13 protein-coding genes and 5 pseudogenes are annotated in these 23,606 nt (G+C 36.8%); 11 read left to right on the forward strand and 7 right to left on the reverse strand.

Annotation, left to right across the window (positions count from 1 at the left end):
* The first annotated feature begins 291 nt into the window (after positions 1-291).
* From ACU5DF_RS04105 to ACU5DF_RS04125, 5 genes and pseudogenes are all read left to right on the forward strand, one after another.
* Positions 292-672 carry a helix-turn-helix domain-containing protein gene (locus ACU5DF_RS04105; RefSeq protein ID WP_446711890.1) on the forward strand — a complete coding sequence of 127 codons (381 nt, stop codon included), beginning with the start codon at positions 292-294 and terminating at the stop codon, positions 670-672.
* Positions 673-861: 189 nt separating this feature from the next.
* Positions 862-2,230: pseudogene (locus tag ACU5DF_RS04110) on the forward strand (endonuclease/exonuclease/phosphatase family protein).
* Positions 2,231-2,437: 207 nt separating this feature from the next.
* Positions 2,438-3,668: pseudogene (pepT, locus tag ACU5DF_RS04115) on the forward strand (peptidase T).
* Between the two features lie 750 nt (positions 3,669-4,418).
* Entirely contained in the window at positions 4,419-4,616 is a 198-nt protein-coding gene (locus ACU5DF_RS04120) for a helix-turn-helix domain-containing protein (protein ID WP_446712474.1), read from the forward strand.
* A 31-nt stretch (positions 4,617-4,647) separates the two neighbouring features.
* Positions 4,648-4,779: a hypothetical protein gene (locus ACU5DF_RS04125; RefSeq protein ID WP_446711891.1), complete on the forward strand. Its 132-nt coding sequence runs from the start codon at positions 4,648-4,650 to the stop codon at positions 4,777-4,779.
* Positions 4,780-4,842: 63 nt separating this feature from the next.
* Here the strand turns inward: ACU5DF_RS04125 and ACU5DF_RS04130 are convergent, their stop codons facing one another.
* The 4 genes and pseudogenes from ACU5DF_RS04130 to fdhF all read right to left on the reverse strand — a co-directional run bounded on the left by ACU5DF_RS04130 (position 4,843) and on the right by fdhF (position 11,335).
* Positions 4,843-5,190, reverse strand: coding sequence for an EAL domain-containing protein (locus tag ACU5DF_RS04130; RefSeq protein WP_446712475.1), 348 nt, complete (start codon positions 5,188-5,190; stop codon positions 4,843-4,845).
* Positions 5,165-6,342 (reverse strand): IS3 family transposase gene (locus ACU5DF_RS04135; RefSeq protein WP_446711892.1). Its coding sequence is split into 2 segments (ribosomal slippage): positions 5,165-6,075 and positions 6,075-6,342, totalling 1,179 coding nucleotides; the frame shifts between segments, so codons are not numbered across the junction. The genes ACU5DF_RS04130 and ACU5DF_RS04135 overlap by 26 nt, the downstream gene beginning before the upstream one ends.
* Before the next feature lie 68 nt (positions 6,343-6,410).
* Positions 6,411-6,797: pseudogene (locus ACU5DF_RS04140) on the reverse strand (EAL domain-containing protein); the annotation flags it as partial.
* 374 nt (positions 6,798-7,171) lie between these two features.
* Positions 7,172-11,335: a formate dehydrogenase subunit alpha gene (gene fdhF / locus ACU5DF_RS04145; protein ID WP_446711893.1), complete on the reverse strand. Its 4,164-nt coding sequence runs from the start codon at positions 11,333-11,335 to the stop codon at positions 7,172-7,174.
* Positions 11,336-11,629: 294 nt separating this feature from the next.
* On the opposite strand from fdhF, the gene glpA reads away from it, so the two are divergent.
* From glpA to glpC, 3 genes are read left to right on the forward strand one after another with little or no spacing between them, the layout of a single operon-like run.
* On the forward strand, positions 11,630-13,327 hold the full coding sequence (gene glpA, locus ACU5DF_RS04150) for an anaerobic glycerol-3-phosphate dehydrogenase subunit A (RefSeq protein WP_446711894.1): 1,698 nt from the start codon (positions 11,630-11,632) through the stop codon (positions 13,325-13,327).
* Entirely contained in the window at positions 13,324-14,691 is a 1,368-nt protein-coding gene (gene glpB, locus ACU5DF_RS04155; RefSeq protein ID WP_446711895.1) for a glycerol-3-phosphate dehydrogenase subunit GlpB, read from the forward strand. Before glpA ends, glpB begins: the two co-directional genes overlap by 4 nt.
* Positions 14,688-15,959 carry an anaerobic glycerol-3-phosphate dehydrogenase subunit GlpC gene (gene glpC / locus ACU5DF_RS04160; RefSeq protein ID WP_446711896.1) on the forward strand — a complete coding sequence of 424 codons (1,272 nt, stop codon included), beginning with the start codon at positions 14,688-14,690 and terminating at the stop codon, positions 15,957-15,959. The genes glpB and glpC overlap by 4 nt, the downstream gene beginning before the upstream one ends.
* Before the next feature lie 127 nt (positions 15,960-16,086).
* Here glpC and ACU5DF_RS04165 read toward each other — a convergent pair whose 3' ends face one another.
* Positions 16,087-18,936 carry a C25 family cysteine peptidase gene (locus tag ACU5DF_RS04165; protein WP_446711897.1) on the reverse strand — a complete coding sequence of 950 codons (2,850 nt, stop codon included), beginning with the start codon at positions 18,934-18,936 and terminating at the stop codon, positions 16,087-16,089.
* A 520-nt stretch (positions 18,937-19,456) separates the two neighbouring features.
* On the opposite strand from ACU5DF_RS04165, the gene ACU5DF_RS04170 reads away from it, so the two are divergent.
* On the forward strand, positions 19,457-20,920 hold the full coding sequence (locus tag ACU5DF_RS04170; protein WP_446711898.1) for an aerolysin family beta-barrel pore-forming toxin: 1,464 nt from the start codon (positions 19,457-19,459) through the stop codon (positions 20,918-20,920).
* A 311-nt stretch (positions 20,921-21,231) separates the two neighbouring features.
* A pseudogene (locus ACU5DF_RS04175) lies at positions 21,232-21,481 on the forward strand (IS5/IS1182 family transposase); the annotation flags it as partial.
* Positions 21,482-21,531: 50 nt separating this feature from the next.
* Here ACU5DF_RS04175 and ACU5DF_RS04180 read toward each other — a convergent pair.
* Positions 21,532-22,347, reverse strand: coding sequence for a hypothetical protein (locus tag ACU5DF_RS04180; protein ID WP_446711899.1), 816 nt, complete (start codon positions 22,345-22,347; stop codon positions 21,532-21,534).
* Positions 22,348-22,611: 264 nt separating this feature from the next.
* Between ACU5DF_RS04180 and ACU5DF_RS04185 the strand changes: the two are divergent.
* Positions 22,612-22,719: pseudogene (locus tag ACU5DF_RS04185) on the forward strand (IS5/IS1182 family transposase); the annotation flags it as partial.
* 50 nt (positions 22,720-22,769) lie between these two features.
* On the opposite strand, the gene ACU5DF_RS04190 reads toward ACU5DF_RS04185, so the two are convergent.
* The gene (locus ACU5DF_RS04190) at positions 22,770-23,597 is read right to left on the reverse strand and encodes a hypothetical protein (protein ID WP_446711900.1); all 828 of its coding nucleotides are present in this window, start codon (positions 23,595-23,597) and stop codon (positions 22,770-22,772) included.
* Positions 23,598-23,606 lie beyond the last annotated feature (9 nt).

Raw genomic sequence — 23,606 nt, forward strand, 5'->3', positions numbered from 1 at the left:
TGCATTACAAATTAATAATGATTAACATCTATAAAAATAGTCAACAAAACATTAATATCACAGAAAAATCAATAAAATAGAAATAAATCATTAAACTAATTTAATTACGCACTAAATTAGTTTAAAAGAACTAATTAAAACATCAAATTTGTAATGAAACGATTGTTAAAAATTGATAACAAACATTCATGAAGTTTATTTAGCTCCTATTATAAACATACTGGAAATAAATTTCATAATATATTAAATCGTTTCCTAATATTAATAACTTAAACATCCCTGAGGTTTATTGTGTTAGATGAAAACACCTCTATGGAAAGTATTTCTCGACGGATTGAGGCTAGAAAAACAGAGTTACGACTCACAAATACTCAAATAGCAACTGCTTGTAATGTATCGACAAGAACTGTGATTAACTGGACTAGTGGACTTTCAAGTCCACACATATCTAAGTTGATCCCATTAAGTTTTATCTTAAAAAAAGAAATTAACTGGATCATTTCAGGAAGTGAGAATATTCCTGACTGGTTAGGCGTAACCATGCCTGATGTGATCGAATTCCATCAAGAACTATCCAAATATTCTAAATCTGAACGTACCATGTTGTTTCGCTCAATAAGCAATCTAATACAACAATTTGGCTTCATTTTGAAAAACAATAAACGAATCTAATTTCAGGCTAGCCCATCGTAATCTACGTTTGCGCTAGCTATAAACTTGAAGTCAATCGCAAAAACAAACCATAGACATGTAACATATGCTCTTTATTGTTAACTCCGTCACTTTACATTGACAAATTTAACATTAGAATGTCGCTGAATTAAAATAACGGCACATTATTCTATTTAGGCGGAACTCACTATGTCATTTAAACTTCTGAAAACTTCTCTTGCTCTAGCGATCAGCGCAAGCCTTCTTGTTGGTTGTAATGATTCAGATGATAAAATTGAATCTCCAGCGGTTAAAATTGCTACTTATAATTTATCTTTCGACCGTAATACTTTCGAAGATCTAGTTGCTGAAATGCAAATTTCACCAGAAGCACAAACAACATTAGTTACTGCTTATTTAGATAACACTATTTCTGATGCGGATAAAACAACGGCTGAAAAAGTCATTCAAATCCGTAACGTTGCTGCTGTAATTCAGAAAAACCGTCCTGATGTAATCATGATGGCTGAATACAACAATGATGGGACTGGAGAGAACAAAGACGCATTAGCTGGTTTTCAAACTAACTACTTATCTGTAGCTCAAAGTATTGATGGTGCAGGCGGTATTGCTAATCTATCTGCTATTTCCTACCCATTCTTTGAATCATACGCAACCAATACAGGTTTAGTAAGTGATCTAGATTTAGATAATGATGGTCAAAAAGGCCAGCTTCCTGGTGATGCTTGGGGCTTTGGTTTCTACCATGGTCAATATGCTTTTGCTCTAATGTCAAAATATGAAATTGACACTGATAAAACTCGTACTTTCCAAGAATTTAAGTGGAAAGATCTACAAGGGGCTGAAATCCCAACTATTACTAATTGTAATGACCCATACAACCCAATCCCTGAAGGAATGGTATTGTGGCGATAACTGGTATACAGCTGCTGAGTGGGAAGAAATTCGTCTATCGTCGAAAAACCACGTAGATGCTCCAATCATCATTCCAACAGAGAATGGTAATGAAGTTGTTCACTTATTGATGTCTCACCCAACCCCACCTGTATTTGATACAGGTAAAAACAAAGCACAAAACGCAGCAGAGGTTGAATTTTGGCATCAATACGTTAAAGGCCAAGAATTCTTTTATGATGATAACAATACCACTGGTGGTCTAAGTACAGATGCTCATTTTGTCATCATGGGTGATTTAAATCTTGATCCTGTTGCTGGTGACGGCATTAGTAGTGTTATGCAAACACTGCATAATGATCCATTATTGAACCAAAACGTAATGAATGGCAACCTATACCCAACAAGTACAGGTGCAGTGGAACATGCCGCTGATGAAGGTAAAGTTCACCCATCTCCTGAGCGTATTACTTCTACATTTGGCTTAGGTGTCGATTTCGCAATGCCATCAGCAACCCTTAACGTGATTGAGACTGGCGTATACTGGTCTGCCACAGGTGAAGAAGGTCGTAAATTATTCAATGATGATCGCATTGGTAAATACGGTAATGGCAAAGATGTTTCTTCAGACCACCGTATGATTTGGGTTAAAGCTCAATTCTAATTTGACTTTATTTTCAATGTAATAGCCTCGCTTATGCGGGGCTTTTTTTTATTTAGGAAAAGCCTCTACGCAATATTTTAAACCCATCACAATCACCCCTTAACTTGAGCTGATATTGTTTATTTTCATGACATATCGCAAATTCTGTTGTTTTATTTTCAGCCATACTTTGCACTTGTTTTCTTTTCAACTATGTAGAGTAATATTATGAAACAACTTGTTGAACGCTTTCTTTCTTATGTAGCTATCGATACTCAATCAAATCCTTCAGCACCTCAATGCCCAAGCACTGAAAAACAGTTCAATTTAGCTAATCAATTAATCTCTGAGCTAACTGAGCTTGAACTTTTCTGATGTATCTTTAGATAAAAATGGTTATGTAATGGCACGCTTACCTTCAAACGTCGATTACGATGTACCTGCCATTGGTTTTGTCGCTCATATGGATACGGCTCCTGACGCATCTGGTGAGAATGTTAAACCTCAACTTATAGAAAACTATCAAGGCGACATTATTACCCTTGGCACCAGTGGCGAAGAGTTAAACCCAGCTCAATTTCCTGATTTAAAAAACCTTATCGGTCATGATCTCATCACTACAGATGGAACGACTCTACTTGGTGCAGATAATAAAGCAGGCATTGCTGAAATTTTAACGGCCATTGCTGTACTAAAAGCTAATCCAGAAATCCCACATGGTGATATTTGCATTGGCTTTACGCCAGATGAAGAAATTGGTCGTGGCGCAAACCTATTTGATGTTGAAAAATTCAATGCTAAGTGGGCGTATACTATCGATGGTGGCCCTGTGGGTGAATTAGAGTATGAAAACTTTAATGCCACCAGTGCTGATGTTATCTGTCATGGTGTTAACGTTCACCCTGGCACAGCCAAAGACAAAATGATCAACTCGATGAACATTGCTGCACAATTTCAATTGATGATGCCAGCTAATGAAACTCCTGAAGGTACAGAGGGCTATGAAGGTTTCTATCACCTAAAATCAATGGAAGCTGGCGTTGCAAAAACTGAGCTTGGTTACATTGTGCGTGACTTTAGTCGTGAAGGCATGACTGAGCGTAAAGCCTTTATGCAACAAAAAGTCGATGAGCTAAATGCGAAACTAGAAAAAGGCCGTGTTGAACTGATTTTAACTGACAGCTACTTTAATATGCGTGAAATGGTAGAGCCTCATCCACACGTCATTGAACTGGCTAAAGAAGCAATGACAGTGTGTGACGTACAACCTGATATCAAGCCAATTCGTGGCGGCACTGATGGTGCTCGTTTATCTTTTATGGGTTTACCTTGCCCTAATATCTTTACTGGTGGTTACAATTTCCACGGTATTCATGAATTCATTACGATTAATGGTATGAAGCAAGCGGTTGATGTAATTGTAAAAATTGCAGAGTTGAACGCAATCAATAATAAATAATTACCTTTTTATAACCATAATCGAGTAGGAGGAGGCCTCACGGCCTCCGTCCTCTCACACCACCGTACAAGCGTGGATTGCATACAGCGGTTCCGAATACATTTTCAGTGCTTTATACCCATCAAACAATAAGTAAATATCGGAAGGCAACGCCTCAAAAGTAACTGATACTTGTATATGTCGTTGAAGTGCAACTGTTTAATCTCACTTTGTTTAGATTCCCTCTAGTAAACATATCTAAGCATAGTAAGTTATGGTGGACAAATAACATTGATATAAATGAATAGAATAACCAAAAAACAGCACACTTCATTCATATTTTTATATATAAAGTTTATTCTAAAATAGCCAGAAATAAATCGGAATAAATTTCTCATAAACTATTTGCAATAATATCCTAATGTGATTAATATGCATCTACAAAATCAATCCAATACATTCTTGTTGGATACTTATCAATAAATCAACGTGCTTATCTTAGATAGATACTTTGTTTTAACATGCAATATCAGCGCTCCATTCATTGGAAATCGCCCAACTAAAACTATATTTACAATTTGAATTACAAAACGATTATATCGTATAATCCAAGTCCGTAACTTTATTTACAATAAATACCGTTACTTAATGAAGTTAATTTCATAGCATGCCTCATATCTTGTCTATATTATTTCATCTTGAAGATTGAATCGTTTCTAATTTATTACATTTACATTTTCGAGGTATATTGTGTTAGATGAAAACACTTCAATGGAGAGCATCTCTCGACGAATCGAGGCTAGAAAAAAAGAACTAGGACTTTCTAATACTCAAGTCGCAACTGCTTGTGACGTATCAACTAGAACAGTGATAAACTGGACTAGTGGCTTATCTAGTCCACATATTTCAAAATTAATTCCATTAAGCTTTAGTATTAAGGAAAGAATTAAGCTGGATCATTTCTGGTAGTGAAAATATTCCTGATTGGTTAGGTGTAACTATGTCTGATGTGATAGAGTTCCATCAAGAGCTATCAAAGTATTCAAAATCAGAAAGAACCATGCTATTTAAATCCATTAGTAATTTAATTAATCAATTTGGCTTTATTATGAAAATCAAAGAGATTAGTTAAATTGTAAATTTATCTTTATATAAAATTAGCCGAAATGGTTTCAAATAACCATTTCGGCTTTATTTATTTTTGATTCAATAATATAGAAACCAGTTTATTGAAAGGCATTGGTTTGTAATAGTAATAACCTTGAATAATATCTATACCGTTCTCTATAACCAACTCTCTTGCTCTTTCATTTTCAACTCCTTCAGCTACAATTTTCAAATTAAAATTCTTAACCATTGAGATCACCGACTGAAAATATTGATTATGCTCACATCCTTGATTACAAGTTAATAATAACAATTCACGATCTAGCTTCACTGTATCAAATGGCAATGATGCTAAATGAATGATTGAAGAGTTTCCGGTTGAAAAATCATCTAGAGCTACACTGTAGTGGTCAAGTAAAACTGGCCACCGTTTTATATTCTAACCAATATTGTTGCTCTGCAAGGTTAGGTGGTAATCCATCATTGTGCTGATGAGGCCTGATATTACTGAAGTAACCAATTATATATTTGGTTATTGAATGTTTTGCTTCAGCAAAACTTTTATATCCATTCTTAGGAACCCATTCACTTTTTAAACTTCTAAAGAATCTTTCCATTGGACTATTATCCCAGCAATTACCACGACGACTCATGCTTTGAGTTATTTGATATTGCCATAATTTTTGCCTGAACTTTAAACTTGTATAGTGGCAACCTTGATCGCTATGGAACATGACATTTGATGGTTTTCCTCGTAATTCATACGCTATTGAAAGTGCTTTCGCTGTAAGGTTACTATCAGGTGAAAGTGACAATGACCAACCAATCGGTTTTCGTGAAAATAGGTCAATAACAACAGCTAAATAAGCCCACCTTGTACCAATCCAAATGTAAGTGACATCACCACACCAAATTTGATTTGGTTGCTTAACGTCAAATTGTCGTTTCAATAAATTAGGGGCAATAATACTCTCATGCTCCGCTTTCTTATAATTATGCTTCGGTATTTGCGTGCTTACTAAATTAAGCAATTTCATTAACTTAGTCGCACGATAGCGGCTAAGTGGTATCCCTCTTTGGGATACCATTTTTGCTATACTTCTCGCCCCAGCAGAGCCATTACTAATGCGATGTACTTCTTTAACTTCTGAGTATAGCTCTAATATTTCACCGTCAACATTTCTTGGTTTTGCCTTCCAATACTTATAACTACTCCGATGAATACCAAAGGTTTCACAAAGAATGCTTATACTGTGGCTCTGCCTGAGTTTATCTATTAATGCGAATTGTTCAGTGAGTCTGACATCAACAGAGCCGTAGCCTTTTTTAGTATTTCATTATGCTCCTCGAGACGAGCAAGTTTCTTTTTTAACTCGCGAATTTCTATTTGTTCGGGAGTGATGGGAGATGCCGCTGGCATCACTCCACTTAACTCATCTTTTAGCTGCTGAACCCACTTAGTCATCGCGGATTTACTTACGTTCATAACCTGGGAAGCTTCAGTAATTGAGTATCCTTGCTCAATGACTAACTGAGCGGCTTCTAACTTGTATGTTGCGCTATAGTTCTTTCTTGGACGTTTTGTCATTATGTACACCTATTTAATTCTGAAATGATTATATCATTTCTAATTAGGTGGCCAAATTCACTATGCCACTACACACTAAACCCAAACAATTTCAAGTCATTTAAGATATGAAGAACCTGCTCTTTATCTGAAATTAATTGTGTCTCTGTTAATTCTATCTGGAAGTAATGCGAAGCTATTTCATTTTCGATGATAAATAATTTTAGCTTTTCAATAACTTCTAAATTAAGTAATGTTTCAATAGAAAAATTAAAACTAACACAGAAACTGTTGGAAATTAGGTTTTTATTTATAAGATACTTTGTTACTAATATTGTATTTTCAGCAATCAAGAGATCGAGATCACTCACAACACCTTGCTGCTCTGCTACTGGAATAAATTCCACTGGACTAATATTGCCAAATTCACTTACTTCCCAACGAGCTAATGACTCAAAACCAACAATTTTTCCTGATTTAACTTCAACTTAAGGTTGTAAATGTATTGAAAATGACTTCTTAGAAATCGCTTTTACTAAATGAGTTTCGATGTATTTAAGCCGATTAAAGTCCCTTGCTATTTTTTCATCAAAATAGCTTAAACCTTTCTTTCCTTTAGACTTACTAATCAACTCAGACAAATGTGTTAGGATTTATTTAAATAAGAAATCTATGGAAGAATTTGACTATAATAAAATATTTAAGAAATCAAAAAACAATTTAAAAAACAATTTAAAAAACAAGTTACAAAACGAATCAGCCTATGCTTGAGCATCACATTCGAATTATTTTATAAAAAATGCCCGATGATTAATAACCATCGGGCATTTTATTTTACGTTATTACATACTTATACGCAGACTTCAGGCTCTGGGTTTAATACCTTTTCAACCTTCACCGCTGCTACTTTAAACTCAGGGATCTTCGCATGAGGATCTAGTGCTGTTGTGGTCAATTTATTCGCCGCCGCTTCTACAAAGTGGAACGGAACAAATATCACGCCTTCTTGCATACGCTTAGTCACAAATGCAGGCGCTTCAATCGTACCACGACGTGTTGATACTCGAACCATTTCACTGTTTGAGATACCTAAGCGCTCAGCATCTGCCACACTCATCATGGCGCGAGGCCCAGCAAGGTTGTTCAACCCTTTGGTTTTACGCGTCATGGTACCTGTATGGTACTGTTCTAATAAACGTCCCGTCGTTAATACTAACGGATATTCTTCATCCGGAAGTTCTGCCGCATATCTAAATGGAACCGCTGCCATTTGGCCTTTTCCACGTAAGAACTGCTGATTATGCATGATACGAGTTCCTTGCGGATTAGCATCATTACACGGCCATTGAAGTCCATTCTTACCAATAGCATCCCAATGCATCCCTTGGTACTGAGGAGTCACTTGAGTGATTTCTTCAGTAATGTCTTCAACTGATTGGTAATTCCACTCTCCGCCCATTGCATTAGCAATCTCTTGAATTATCCACCAATCTTCTTTCGCTTCACCCGGAGGATTAACTGCCGGAGAAATACGCTGAACACGACGCTCAGTATTGGTAAAGTGCCCCGCTTTTTCTGCAAATGAGCACGATGGTAAAATCACATCAGCATACGCTGCCGTTTCTGTCATGAAGATATCTTGTACTACCAAGAAATCTAACGTCTCTAAACCGTGAATTACGTGCGCTTGGTCAGGATCACTTAATACTGGATTCTCACCCATAATAAATAAACCTTTCACTTGCTCATGGCACGCCGCATCAATAATTTCGGTTAACGTTAAGCCTTTCTTACTTGGTAAGTTTGGCTTGTTCCATGCTTTTACGAATTTCTCGTAAACCGCAGGATTCTCCACTTTTTGGTAACCCGGAAAATCCGTTGGTAATGCGCCCATATCACACGCACCTTGTACGTTTGATTGACCGCGAAGTGGATTAATACCACCACCTTCAATACCAATATTGCCACACAACATTTGCAAATTAGCAATAGAGCGAACATTGTCATGACCAGTAGTGTGCTGCGTAATACCCATTGAATAGTAAATTGCAGTACGCTCGGCAGTGCCAATATAACGCGCCATTTCAATCACATCTTGCGCTTTCACGCCGGTGATTAATTCAATTTTTTCCGGCGAATATGTCTCTGACATCACTTCTGCTTTCAGTTCATCGAAGCCTTCAACACGCTCAGTAATGTACGCTTGATCATGCCAGTTATTCTTAATGATCTGTTGCATAATACCGTTAAGTAGCATGACATCCGTACCCGGACGTTGCGCGACATACAGCTCAGCGTGATCAGAAATATCCACTTGCTTTGGATCGGCAACAATCAAACGCGCACCGTGATGGCGGATGGCTTGTTTAATATGAGAGGCAATGATCGGGTGAGCAGATGTCGTGTCTGAACCAATAATAAAGATCAGGTCTGAATGCTTGATACTTGGAATATCATTGGTCATTGCACCGCTGCCAATAGAAGCTTCTAAACCCGTTACCGTAGTTGAGTGACACAAACGTGCACAATGATCGAGGTTATTGGTTTCAAACTCACGACGTACCAATTTTTGGAACGCGTAGTTATCTTCATTGGTCGTTTTTGCAGAAGAGAATCCCGCTAATGCATTGCCGCCATGTTGAGATTTAATTGCAGTGAACTTATCTGCGACTACTGTGATCGCCTCTTCCCAACTTGCTGGAACTAACTCACCGTTCTTACGAATTAATGGCGTTTTTAAGCGTTCATCACTGCTAACAAAATCAAAGCCAAAACGACCTTTCACACACAGCATGCCTTCGTTTACCGGAGACGATTTCGCACCTTGAACGTATTTAATTTTGTTTGTTGATTCATCAACCATCATGGTTAACTTACAACCCACACCACAATAAGTACAAATCGTATCAACTGGTTTTAATATTTCGATTCGACCTTGAGATTTATCACGGGAATCAACCAATGCACCAACAGGACAGGCTTGAACACACGCACCACATTGCACACAGTTTGAGTTACCCATGTCATAACCGTGTTCAAAACCAGCACGACATTCAGGACGAGAAGCATTGGTACCATCTTCATTTTTCATGAAGCTTAATACACCATGCACGCCTTTTTCGTTACACGCTTCGACACACTGACCACAGCTAATACAACGGTTCGCATCAAACACAATGAATTCAGAGCTAGTATCGATAGCAAACTTCTGCTTACTTTCGTTGCTTAAATCGGTTTCATTGGCTTTGTATTCCGTTGCATAGTCACGTAAACCACAGTTGCTGTTTGCCTGACATGCACACTCTAAACAACGTTCTGCCTCACTAATTGCATCCGCATTATCAAAGCCCGTTTCGACTTCTTCAAAACTTTGCTCACGCTGCTCAGCCGTAAGTTCAGGCATGATCACGCGCATCGCTTTTTGGATATGTTCAAAGTACTGAGGATCAACCTGCTTCGTCTTCTTCTCTTTTTGAGAATTAAACTGTTTGGTTGGAATTTTTTCCATATCACCTTTAAAGAAACGATCAATCGCTTCAGCCGCAATACGACCATCAGCAACCGCTTCAATCGCTGTCGCTGGCCCGCGACGGAAATCACCAATGCTAAAGATGTTTTTCACACCGCTATGCATGGTTAGACTATTAGAATCAGCCGTGTTCCAACGTGTTAACGGCAAATCAATATTGTCATTTTCTAAAAAGCTTAAATCTGGTTTTTGAGATACCGCAGAAATTACAGTATCAAAGTCTTCAATGAAGAATTCACCAGTTGCTTTTGGACTACGACGACCAGACGCATCCGGCTCACCCAATGCCATTTTTTCTAAGCGAACTTGGGTAACACGACCTTCTGAATCCGCAATATTCTCAACAGGATTAGTTAAGAAATGGAATTTAACGCCTTCATGTTCAGCTTCAACCACTTCGTAATCTTCAGCTGGCATATCTTCACGAGTACGACGATAAATAAGCGTAGTGTCAGCACCATCACGCACCGCAGTACGAGCACAATCAATTGCAGTATTACCACCACCAATCACAGCCACTTTTTTACCAGTGATCAGTTTAGATTCAGTCACATAGTCTTTTAGGTAATCAACACCTAAATAACAGCCACCAAGTTCACTGCCTTCATAATGCATTTCTACCGCTTTTGAGGCACCAACAGCCAAACAGACAGCATCGTACTCATCACTCAATTGAGACAATGAGAAATCTTCACCTAACTTAACTGAGGTTTGGATCTCCATACCATTACGGCACATCAGTTCAATTTCTTTATCTAGAATCGATTTTGGTAAACGATATTCAGGGATACCATAACGTAGCCAACCACCGGCTTTAGGCATCGAATCAAATACCGTTACATTGTAACCTTCATTAGTGAGGTAATAGCCACAGGTCAAGCCTCCAGGGCCACTACCGATCACAGCAATAGATTTACCCTTGTCTGCTTTTTTCGGTGGTACGTAAGATTCCTGCGCATTCAAGTCTGCATCCGCAGCGTGACGTTTTAACTGACGAATAGCCAACGGTTCATCAACTAATCCACGGCGACACTCGGTTTCACAAAAAGCAGGGCAAACGCGACCAATCGATAATGGCATTGGTAATGTTCGTTTAATAACTTCAATCGCTTTTTGGTGATCATTTTGCGAAATATGGTACAGATATGATTGTATATCTACGCCAGCAGGACATGCCGTTTGACACGGGGCCTCACAATCTGCGTAGTGATCAGAAAGAATTTGATTCAATGCACTTTGTCGACGCTTCACTAATGCTTCAGACGAAGTAATCACTTTCATACCTTCAATCGCTTTGGTTTCACAAGCGCGTTGAATACCTTGCCCCTCAATATCTACGACACACAAATCACACGGTATTTTTTCACCATTGATATTGTTTCCGCACAGTGACGGGATCTCGACATTGCATTCCTTTGCAGCAGCTAAAAGTGTTAACTCTTCATCGATAGTGAATGTTTGGTTATCTATAGTTATTTTCATCATTCAGTACCCTAGATTTATTACTAATTATCTTGATTATATCATTTGATCTCTATGCAATTTGAAGTGCATCGCAAATCTGAGGCTGACTCATTCGAAAACGCGCAAATTATTCTCTCTACCATCGGGTAAAACCTCATAAAAAGCCTTCGTTTAATGAAAAACATGTGACTCATGTACCATCGCGAAAATAAAACGAAAGCGCGAACGAGCATAATTGCGCTAAATCAAAGAAAGTGTAGAAGATAAATACCATCATAGATTCATACATAAAAAGTGGTAAAAAGAGAGTGAATTATGGACAAAACGTCTCGATTAGAAACTTCCGTAATCATCATTGGAGGTGGTGCGACAGGCTCGGGGATTATGCGTGACTGTGCTCTGCGCGGTATCGATTGCATTTTGATTGAAAAAGACGATTTAGCTTCTGGAACCACAGGGCGAAACCATGGTTTACTTCACTCAGGGGCTCGCTATGCCGTTACTGATAATGAATCCGCCAAAGAATGTATCCATGAAAATAAGATCCTAAAAACTATCGCAAAGCACTGTGTTGAAGATACTCAAGGCCTATTTATCTCTCTTCCAGATGATGATTTAGATTTTCAAAAGCAGTTTATTGAGTCATGCCAAGTTGCTGGTATTGACGCGAAACAACTCACGCCTAAAGAAGCCTTATTACTTGAGCCAAACGTCAACCCTAACTTAATTGGTGCGGTTCAAGTACCAGATGGAACACTTGACCCTTTTCGTTTATGTGCGGCAAATGTACTTGATGCGAAAGAAAATGGCGCTCGTTTGCTCACACATACTCATGTCACCTCGCTTATTCGTCACCAAGACACAGTACTTGGGGTTAATTGCATTGATGTTAGAACCAACCAAAAGATTGAAATATTTGCTTCAGAAGTCATTAACGCCGCAGGTATTTGGGGACAAAACATTTGTGAATACGCTGATTTAAGTATCAAGATGTTCCCAGCTAAAGGCTCATTATTGATCTTAGATTATCGTATAAATAATTTGGTGATAAACCGTTGCCGTAAACCTTCTGACGCCGATATTTTGGTACCGGGTGACACTATTTCATTAATAGGAACAACCTCTGAGCATATTGATTATGACAAAATAGATGACCTTCATGTCAGTGCTAAAGAAGTGGATATCCTACTAAGCGAAGGCGCGAAACTTGCCCCTATTATGGCGAATACTCGAGTACTTCGTGCTTATGCTGGTGTTCGTCCGCTAGTCGCTGTTGATGATGATGGATCTGGCCGTAATATAAGTCGTGGGATTGTCTTACTTGACCATGGAGAAAAAGACGGACTGAACGGCTTTACGACCATTACGGGTGGTAAGTTAATGACCTCTCGTTTAATGGCTGAAATGACCACCGATCTTGTGGCGAAAAAACTAAGAAACACTCAAGAATGTACCACTCATCTTCGTCCACTCCCTGGCTCAAACAGTGCTTCTATTGCAGCGAAAAAAACCGCAAGCCTTGCAAAACCGGTCTATCAAAGTGCGGTTTATCGTCACGGTGAACGAGCACAAAGCTTCTTAACTGATAATGCTAAAGATCAAGCGGTGATCTGTGAATGTGAAATGGTGACTCAAGGTGAAATTAACTACGCCATCAATCAATTAGATGTTCACAACCTGGTTGATCTTCGTCGTCGTACCCGTTTAGGTATGGGACCGTGCCAAGGCGAGTTATGTACGTATCGCGCTGCTGGGCTTTTTGAAGAGTGTGGGCAAGTCTCTGGCAATCAATCAAGCCAATTATTAACGCACTTTTTAGAAGAACGCTGGAAAGGCATTAAGCCCGTTTTTTGGGGTGATGCATTGCGTGAAGCAGAATTCAGCTATTGGATTTATGAGGGATTATTTGGCGCAAGTGATATACCAACCGCTAGCACCAATACTGATACAGCGATAACGTCAGAACAAACAGAAGCGTCTCAACAACAAAAAGAACAAGAGGCAACATTATGAATTTCGATACCATTATCATTGGCGGTGGCATGGCTGGCTTAAGTTGTGCTCTACGCTGCTTAGAAGCCGGATTAAAAACAGCGGTGATTGCCTCTGGTCAAAGTGCCCTACACTTCTCATCAGGCTCTGTTGATGTATTAGCAAAAACACCCGATGGCACGCATGTTATCGACCCAATGTCAGCAATTGATGGATTTTCAACTCATTACCCTGAACATCCTTATGCCACATTAGGAAAAGAAACCGTAAATCGTGCAATTGATTGGTACCAAGCAACGTTATCTAGTATTGGCGTTCCATTAGCTTCCCAAGCAAACGGATGTAATCATTATCGATTAACGCCTTTAGGTACAATGAAATCAACATGGTTATCACAACCTTTTGTTCATCAATTCCCGATGGCATTAGAAAATAATACAGTGCAAAAAATCGTACTGATCACAGTGGATGGCTTTCGTGATTTTCAACCAAAGTTGGCGCAAGATAACTTAAAGCAAATCACTCAATTATCTGAGGTTGAAATTTCAACAGCAACCGTCTCTTTGTCTGCTTTTAATGACATTCAACGTAATCACTGTGAGTTACGATCCATTGATCTTTCTCGATTATTAGCAAAACGAGCGAACCTACAAGAATTTGCACATGCATTGCAGCAACACGCCAACCCCGGTGATCTTGTCGTGATCCCTGCTATCTTTGGTAATGGCAAAGGCTTGGGACTTTTAAAAGAAATTGAAGCATTAACTCAACTGACTTTATGTGAAGTTCCAACCATGCCACCGTCATTATTGGGTATTCGATTAGAAGAAACCATGAAACACGCTTTCATAGATCAAGGTGGAACGCTACTCAATGGAGATCATGTTATCCAAGGAGAGTTCTCTTACGTTGATAAAGAAGATCCTGAACATTCACATTACCGATTAAACCGAATTTTTACTAAAAATCATGGTGACTTCCCACTACAAGCAAAGCAGTTTGTACTAGCCACTGGCAGTTTCTTTAGCCAAGGCTTAAAAGCAAGTGCAGATTCAATGGAAGAGCCTATTTTTGGCTTAGATATGGATCAAACGGCTTCTCGAACAGATTGGTACAGCTCTGCTTTTTTTAGTCCACAATCGCACCCGTTTTTAAGCATGGGTGTAAAAACGACGTCACAACTACAAGCGATAAAATCAGGTCATGTTATTGATAACTTCTATTGCGCAGGTGCCATCTTATCTGGTTATAACCCTGTATTAGAAGGTAGCGGCAGTGGTGTGGCAATTAGTTCTGGCTTTCATGCTGCCGAATCAATAATCAAGCAAATAAAACCTGAGTTTTTATCAGACAATAAAATGAAACAACAAGAGGTCGCATTATGAGCAGCCCACTATTTCGATCTGATCTATTAAAAGACAGATTTGCAAAAGACAATCTAATTTTTAGAGCACCAGCAAATACTAGCTTTGATCAATGCTTAAAATGCACCGTATGCACCGTGTATTGCCCTGTTGCTAAAGAGAATCCTAATTACCCCGGTCCAAAACAATGTGGACCTGATGGTGAGCGTTTACGTTTTAAAAGCCCAGAATATTATGATGAAACCTTAAAACTTTGCACCAATTGTAAACGTTGTGAAACCGCTTGTCCGTCAGGGGTTAGAATTGGAGACATGATTGCGGTAGCTCGTGGAATACACGGAAAACCGGCTTATAACATGAAGGGGATCCGTGATTTTGTACTAAGTCATACTGATCTATTTGGCTCAGTAGCAACGCCTGTTGCCCCTATTGTAAATGCCATGACTAGCGTGCCATTAGTTAAAAAAGTGATGCACAAAACCATTGGGGTCCATGACCATAAATCGCTGCCTAAGTATTCTCACGGTACTTTCCGCCGTTGGTATAAAAAAGAAGTATCAGATCAATCAATCTATCAGCAACAAGTTCATTATTTCCATGGTTGCTTTGTAAATTATAACCATCCACAACTGGGTAAAGATTTCATTAAGGTCATGAACAACATGCACATTGGCGTGCAGTTATTAGATAAGGAAAAATGTTGTGGTGTGCCATTAATTGCTAATGGATTTCACAAAAAAGCACAGAGAAACGCCGAGTTTAATGTCGCTAATTTAGAAGCCGCCATTGAGCGCAGAGATGTGCCAATTTTATCAACCTCTTCAACGTGTTCATTTACGTTACAACAAGAGTACCCACACGTATTAGATGTAGATAATAGCAAAGTAGCGAAGAAAATCGAATACGTTACCCGCTTCATATTAAAAGAGATCATGAACGGCCGTGGTCCTAAAATGAAACCACTTAATAAGAAGATTGTGTACCATACGCCTTGTCATTTAGAACGCAGTGGCGGCAATATTTACACCATCGAATTGTTACGTGCGATACCCGGTTTAGAGGTACAGGTATTAGATAGTGAATGTTGTGGTCTAGCAGGAACTTACGGCTTTAAAACAGAAAACTACGATACTTCAATCGCTATTGGTAAAAACGTATTTGACCAAATAAAAGTCGCTAAGCCAGATTATGCCATTACCGATTGTGAGACCTGTAAATGGCAGATTGAAGAAAATACTAATGTTACTACGATTCATCCAATTTCTTTGTTGTGTGAAGCATTAATATAATAAACAAGCTAATAGTATTTATCGGTAAAGTAAGGTTTCCCCAACCTTACTTTACCTTTAATTAAGAACCTTTAATCTATCTAAAGGTTCTATCTACCTAAAAAAGACTAAATAAAAGATAAACGAATTAACTTTTAACAGTCACTGTGACATTTGAAGATGATGTTTTTCCTTCATTATCTGTTACGGTTAATTTAAATGTTAACGAGCTTTCAATATGTGGCGTTAATACATACGCATATCGAGTATTTGGATATGCAATTTCTGTTTTAGGTCCACTAATTTGTTCCCATTGATAACTTACAACATTACCGTCAGGATCTGATGATTCTGTACCATCTAATGCAGCCCATTGATTGGGGCTACTCCATATATCTTGAACAACTGCAATAGGTGCTTTGTTATTATCCATTACACCAACTGTGATCGTTTTAATTGCAGAATCAGATACACCTGATTTATCTGTTATAGTTAATTTAAATTGTACAACAGAGCCATCATTAGGGCTGATAGCATAAGCATATCGGCTGTTTGCATAATCAATACGTACTTTAGGACCTGAAATTTGTTGCCATAAATACGTAACATCGCTCCCTTTAGGAATAATTGATTGAGTACCATCTAAAGCAACCCATTGATGCGCTTGCACGGTAATATCGTTACCAACATTAGCTTTCAAACCATCATTTTCTACTTGTATATTTCCTTGGTATGCTTTGGCATTATGCTCTGTTACCGTTAAGCTCATATTACCTTCTACTGGCATATCAAATTGAGCAACGCCATTCTCATCTGTTGTAACAACATAAGATTGGCCAGAGGTTGTTACTAATGCAACACGAGCTTTTGCTAAACGATCACCTCCTTCACGGACAATAACATCAAAAGTTGCTTGCGATGTTTTCTGCAATTGTGCTGGGTAAGTTACGGTAAGCTCACTTGGTCTTTCTGTTCTTAGCTCAAGTTCTGGATCACCAAACCAGCTAAAGAAACGTGAAGTTAATACTGCAGTATTATTCTGCGTGCCATAATGTCCAAAAAGACGATCTTTAGCTCGGTTTACAGCCATAGCTGGTCGCCATGAAACAGGATAAATATCACTCGACCAATTACCATCATAGTCATCCCATAGACTATCTAAAATAGCAGCATGCATTAAATCGTTATAGCCAGAGTAACTGACTCTCGCAGCGCCTGTAAATCCAACAGCACCGCCATTCGCGTTACGCATCCACGATTCTGCAAACGAGTCCTTACCATCAAACCAGCCTGTTGCACAGTTTAAGCTAAATACAAATGGGGCCATGTTGTTATTAGTTAGAGCGTTTACTTCCGTTGCCGTATAATGAGGGTCTGCCCAACCAGAACCGTCACCATAACCATGGTCTCGATGCATAACAAACCCCACACCTTGATTAATAGCATCTGCAATTTGAATATGGTTTCCGTTACCTTGATCTTTCCAAACCTGTGGAACCGTTTTAGGTGGTGTAACGCGAGCAGTACCATAATTCCAACCACCATATTTTAATTCTTTAGTTAAATCTGCATCCCACTGTAATGCCGTATGGATTTGATATCCTTTACTAAATAAATCACCTTCACCTGAGAAGAAATCATAATCTGCCCCTAAAAAATCAGCAGCACGATGAAGATCTTCCATAAACATCCGATCTGCAACTTTGTTATCGTTGCTATCTTGATATTGTCCTGCTAGTAAAACATGGTTATAACGATCTGAATCAGCCGGGTTTTTATCATAATTCAAGCTACGGTTAACCATGGTTGTAATTTGTGCTTCGGTATCTCCAGGAAAACGGCCTAATACGATATCTGCATAATTATCATCTCCATCAACCAATGCATATTCATAATCTGTATGCCAACGGTGTGCATCACCATGATAAGGATGCCCTACTACCTCATAAGCAGGCACATCTTCATGATCCCCGACCAAAAGCACATAAGATGTCATTGTTCCTTTACTATACGAGTTTTTAATGTAGTTTTTTATTTTATCTTGAGTATTACCGACCTCAGTGATCGTCGCGACATGAACTTGGTAACCTTTTTTACGCTTCCATTCAACGAAAGGAACTAATGTTTCTTCAAATCTATCAGCAGTAATAATCAAATAATCGGCTTTTTGAGCGGGTGTTAATACAGCATTATTATTTGAATTCTGTTTATCTATAACATCTATATGTTCGCTATTTAAATCAATCGCTGACCCATTATTTTTATCAAAACTAAGTTTATCTTGACGCTTTGGTTCTGCGGTTTCAGGTAAAACATAGTTAACATTAAAGCGAACATTTTGTGCAAATCGGACCGTTTTTTCTATTGGATTAAAATCAATTGGGCGATATGAGATTACCGCATAACTTTGACCACGGACACGTATTGTCTCAACCACAGAGATTACAGGAAGTGAGTGTTCAGCTAATGCTTGATAGGCCGTTTCATCTTTAACAAATGGCATGTTTTGGTCTGGTCGATTTCCGTTTTCTTCTACTACATCAGGGAAAGGGAGCTGAACAGGATCAACCACCATATCGCTATATGTTTTTGACCATTCAACATGTTGAATATCGAGCTCTAATTGAGCTCCATCTGGTATCTGAATTAGCTGGCGATAACCTGTTAGGTTTGGCTTTCCTGGGTCATTTGGTGCGGCACCATCTGGTAACAAAATACGATTATAAACATTCCCATCAGCCATTTTTATTTTAGCAAGAGTAAGTTCTGTTAATTTGGCTTCAAAAGTAGCGCTATTATGATGTTTTTGTAAAACAGAAATATACTGTTCTGCACTAGTTTCGTTAATGCTAGATCTAACATCAGATAAAGGTGATAACTTAATCACTTGCTTATCAAATAAGGCTGTATCTGTATGTTCAACGCCATTTGCAGCCGCAAATAATGTCGGTGAAAATATAGCAAGACTTAATAAAAGTTTAGCGTGGTTTAATTTCATAATATATCCAACCGTTTAATTTATGTTACTTAAATGTTTATTTTGTTATTTCTTATAACACCAATAGAGATATATAAAAATAAAATGATATTTGCCTTATACATGCCTATGATGAATTATTGAATATATACATTAATAATATTGATGAAAGGGAATTTATTTAATTAACTGCATAATTTTATAAAAAGTAGACTTTAATTCCATTATTATTATAATCTCAAGAATAATTAACAACATGAGTAGATAAAATAAATTCCAACTGATAAATCACGCAGTAAAATAAGCAAGATTAAATTAAACTTTATTCGCTACAATTAATATCTAAAGACAAATGAATAATGAAAATAGAAAACACTTTTGATCGTGATTTATAGTTTAATTAATTAACATTCACTTATATTATGAATGAGAATCCCAAAAATTCTAATTAGCCCTATTAATTTATAAATTTTTTGTTTTAATAATTTAGAACTTTTATTTTTTATCCGAAACATAAATATCAAAAATAAAGAAGGACTTTATGAATAAAACACTTATATCACTCCTATGCTTATCTGCTTTTGGTAGCATATCTTCAGTTGAAGCTTCCGAATCATCCACATTTTATTCTGATCAAACTGAAATCCACTATGGTCTTGGCGCAGAAACATGTAAACCAGGGTTTAGAACGGTAACACGTGATGAAGCTTTGAGAGCAAAAGACTTTATTATGAATAAATTAGGTAAATGGGGTTATGTCACTTTAGCTGATGGTTGGATTATTATGGGTCCAGGTTATCAAGGTGAAATAAAAAAAGGTACCGCAGATTCAGCCGTTTGTTATCCATTAAATGTAAAAACAGAGATCAATAAATTTGACCCTGTTTACATTGATGAAGGAACAAAAAAACGAGTTGAATGGAATCTGTTAAATAATAAAGATAATTTCATTATCCCTGCCGCCCAATTAGCCCATATATTAGGTTTTGCATGGGTTGGTGGTTCAGCTTTACCAACCGCTGGTGAAGATATGAAAGTATGGTGGGATTCAGCAGAACAAAATTGGAAGATCCGTGGTAATGATGGACCTTGTAATGGGTATCGTTGTAACGAAAAAAGTACAATCAGTGTGAAAAACTTTTCTTATACAATGGACCCTAAATCCTTCCATGTTGATGGTAATATTGTAAATTCTAATAAGAAATTAATTAACACTATTTCATCAAGTGCTATTAATAAAACGAGTATCCCTCAACAATATGTAATTGATATTAATTATAAAACATCAACTAACTGGTCTCAGCATAATGATTATAGCTTTAGTGAGAGCATTGCTGTAAGCACTTCATTTAAAAGCCCACAAGTTACAGGAGGTGTAGATAAATCGATTCAAGTTACAATAGGGGCAACTCAAGGCTGGGGAGAAAACAATGGAGGAGATGAAAGTAATACTGTAACGATTCAAGCTCGCCCATTAGTGCCTGCAAATAGTGCATTAAAGGTATTATTAAACGTTTATCGAGCTGATGTTTCTTACCCATACGTGTTTGATGCTGATGTTTCTTATGAGCTTGGCTTTTCAGGCTTCATGCGCTGGAGTGGTAATGGTTTATTATCTCACCCAGAAGATAGACCAGAAGAAACTGCTACTTTTGCCATTGGTCATTTTGCGGGTGAACAAAAAAGCCTTGATTTTCAGTGGGATCACCGTGATATCCCTGGCGTTAATCAAAAATGGGATTGGAGTTGGGTTTCCCAAAATTCAGGCTCTAAAGCCACGCGTTATTGGCTAGGTAAAGTATTGTCACCTAAAAAAGCACGAGTAAAAGGGATGTTTTATGCGGAGGACCAGTACACTGGTGAATTGTATTTTGAAGAAATACCACTATCACAAGATGAAAGTAGTGAAGTCTTGATGGCAAAAAATATTAAACAACAACTTGAAGATGCAGGCTTAAAAGAAGTGAATGTCTCAGTTAAGAAGAGTGATAGTAATTTAGATTAATTATCTAAATATAGTTATCAATAATAAAACCAAAATATTTAGCATTTAAAAAATAGTTAGATATTTTGGTTATCTTCATCCAGAGCACACCACTATTTTTTGATTAAGATCCTGCCGACGAGAAAACATTAACTCCTTTCTTATTATAAAGATAACTATCAATTAGTGCTGAATTTTCAAACGATCTTTTGATATAATTATACCCTTTAAATAAAATTTTATTATCTCAATGGGCGTTGTTGACTAAATCAAGGAACCTTTCGTAAATCTTGTGATCAGATCATTATCACTGATTTTAAAAGACTCATCTGATGAAAAAGTCGAAGAAGAAAATCACAAATTGACCAGCGTATAACCGTGCGTTAACTCAACGTAACTCAATTATATTTTTGGGTCGACAACTCTGCCACAGAAGCGTGGTAGAGGATTTCAATTCTCTGACGTGGTGATCCAATATTTTCTCTGATGAATGTGCCACTACATAGTCCCAATTATTCGAGTATTAGTAAACGAGCCAAAACAGTTGAAATAAAATATCGTAACCCATCGAGAGCTGCTATTCAAAAAACGCTCCTTCTGTTATTTATAACAACAGAAATAATCACAATTTTTCACTCATTGAGTTTACTATATGGTATTTCTTTGAAATTAATTAATAACTTATAGCTGCCAAAATCAGCATGAACACCTTGGATCAAAGAATTCCACTTTTTTAAAACAAGAATATGTGCAAAAAGAAAAAAACCACAAACCGATACCAAAGGAATACTTATAACAAAAATAATAATTAAATGTGCAGATATATGACTATTAATCAAAATAGTTCTTTCAAGAAGTTCAATCAAACCAAAAACACTTCCTCCGCCAAAAAAACTTAAGAAAATAATTAATTTTGCGCCTTGATAACCAATGTAACTAAGTGGCCTCTTTAATATTGGGCATGATTTAAACGAATAATAAGACCACAAACTAAATTTCCTTGCCTCTATTTCATTTCCTCTAACAATATGTTTTTTTATAAAATCACTGCAAAATTTATCCTTGTCAATAAAAAAATAACCACAGAAAAAGAAAAATATAAACAAAAACAAAATTATGCTTGTGAATAATACACTTACAATGCCAAACTCATGAAGGTTAAATACCATTGATACTATTGAATAATGAAATGTACTAAGATATAGATATAAAAAAAGTTGATTCCAGTGCTTTACAAATGAATTAACTATTCTATCCTCTGATTTAGTTAAAGTATAAATAATAAAAACAAATGATGGAATTAAGTATATGTATACTAAAAAAAACTGATAACTATAATCATAATTCAAAGAATAAGTTGGTATATTTAAAATACCAAAAAAAACATAAAAAAAACATAGAGTTGATTTAATTGCAAATGAAAAATCATCTTTATCTTTATTTTTCATACTATATCCCTATTAAAAATCATACATATCTAAACCATTCATTTTATTTACGCCAGTCCTGTTGACTAAATCAAGGAACCTTTCGTAAATCTTGTGATCAGATTATTATCACTGATTTTAAAAGGCTCATCTGATGAAAAAGTCGAAGAAGAAAATCACAAATTGACCAGCGTATAACCGTGCGTTAACTCAATTATATTTTAGGTCGACAACTCTGCCACAGAAGCGTAGTAGAGGATTTCAATTCTCTGACGTGGTGATCCAATATTTTCTCTGATGAATGTGCCACTGCATAGTCCCAATTTTTCGAGTATTAGTAAACGAGCCAAAACAGTTGAAATCAAATATCGTAACCCATCAAGAGCTGCTATTCAAAAAACGCTCCTTCTGTTATTTATAACAACAGAAATAATCACAACATTTCACTTATTAAGTTCACGATATGGTATCTCTTCAAAATTAATTAATAACTTATGGCTGCCAAAATCAGTATGAATACCTTGAATCAAAGTATTCCATTTTTTTAAAAAAAGAATATGTGCAAAAAGAAAAAAACCACAAACCGATACCAAAGGAATACTTATAACAAAAATAATAATTAAATGTGCAGATATATGACTATTAATCAAAATAGTTCTTTCAAGAAGTTCAATCAAACCAAAAACACTTCCTCCGCCAAAAAAACTTAAGAAAATAATTAATTTTGCGCCTTGATAACCAATGTAACTAAGTGGCCTCTTTAATATTGGGCATGATTTAAACGAATAATAAGCCCACGGACTAATTTTTCTTGCCTCTATTTCATTCCCTCTAACAATATATTTTTTAAAAAAATCACTGCAAAATTTATCTTTATCAAGGAAAAAATAACCACAGAAAAAGAAAAATATAAACAAAAACAAAATTATGCTTGTGAATAATACACTTACAATACCAAACTCATGAAGGTTAAATACCATTGATACTATTGAATAATGAAATGTACTAAGATATAGATATAAAAAAAGTTGATTCCAGTGCTTTACAAATGAATTAACTATTCTATCCTCTGATTTAGTTAAAATGTACATCAAAAATAAAGATGCTGGGATTAAATATATGTACACTAAAAAAAACTGATAACTATAATCATAATTCAAAGAATAAGTTGGTATATTTAAAAGACCAAAAAAAACAGAAAAAAAACATAGCGTTAATTTAATTGCAAATGAAAAATCATCTTTATCTTTATCTTTATTTTTATTTTTCATATTATACCC

Source organism: Aliivibrio wodanis (assembly GCF_052920805.1).

Coding starts and splice junctions, on each gene's coding strand:
- ACU5DF_RS04120 (WP_446712474.1), top strand. CDS start 4,419: ATGGAGAGCATCTCTCGACGAATCGAGGCTAGAAAAAAAGAACTAGGA.
- ACU5DF_RS04125 (WP_446711891.1), top strand. CDS start 4,648: ATGTCTGATGTGATAGAGTTCCATCAAGAGCTATCAAAGTATTCAAAA.
- fdhF (WP_446711893.1), bottom strand. CDS start 11,335: ATGATGAAAATAACTATAGATAACCAAACATTCACTATCGATGAAGAG.
- glpA (WP_446711894.1), top strand. CDS start 11,630: ATGGACAAAACGTCTCGATTAGAAACTTCCGTAATCATCATTGGAGGT.
- glpB (WP_446711895.1), top strand. CDS start 13,324: ATGAATTTCGATACCATTATCATTGGCGGTGGCATGGCTGGCTTAAGT.
- glpC (WP_446711896.1), top strand. CDS start 14,688: ATGAGCAGCCCACTATTTCGATCTGATCTATTAAAAGACAGATTTGCA.
- ACU5DF_RS04165 (WP_446711897.1), bottom strand. CDS start 18,936: ATGAAATTAAACCACGCTAAACTTTTATTAAGTCTTGCTATATTTTCA.
- ACU5DF_RS04170 (WP_446711898.1), top strand. CDS start 19,457: ATGAATAAAACACTTATATCACTCCTATGCTTATCTGCTTTTGGTAGC.
- ACU5DF_RS04180 (WP_446711899.1), bottom strand. CDS start 22,347: ATGAAAAATAAAGATAAAGATGATTTTTCATTTGCAATTAAATCAACT.
- ACU5DF_RS04190 (WP_446711900.1), bottom strand. CDS start 23,597: ATGAAAAATAAAAATAAAGATAAAGATAAAGATGATTTTTCATTTGCA.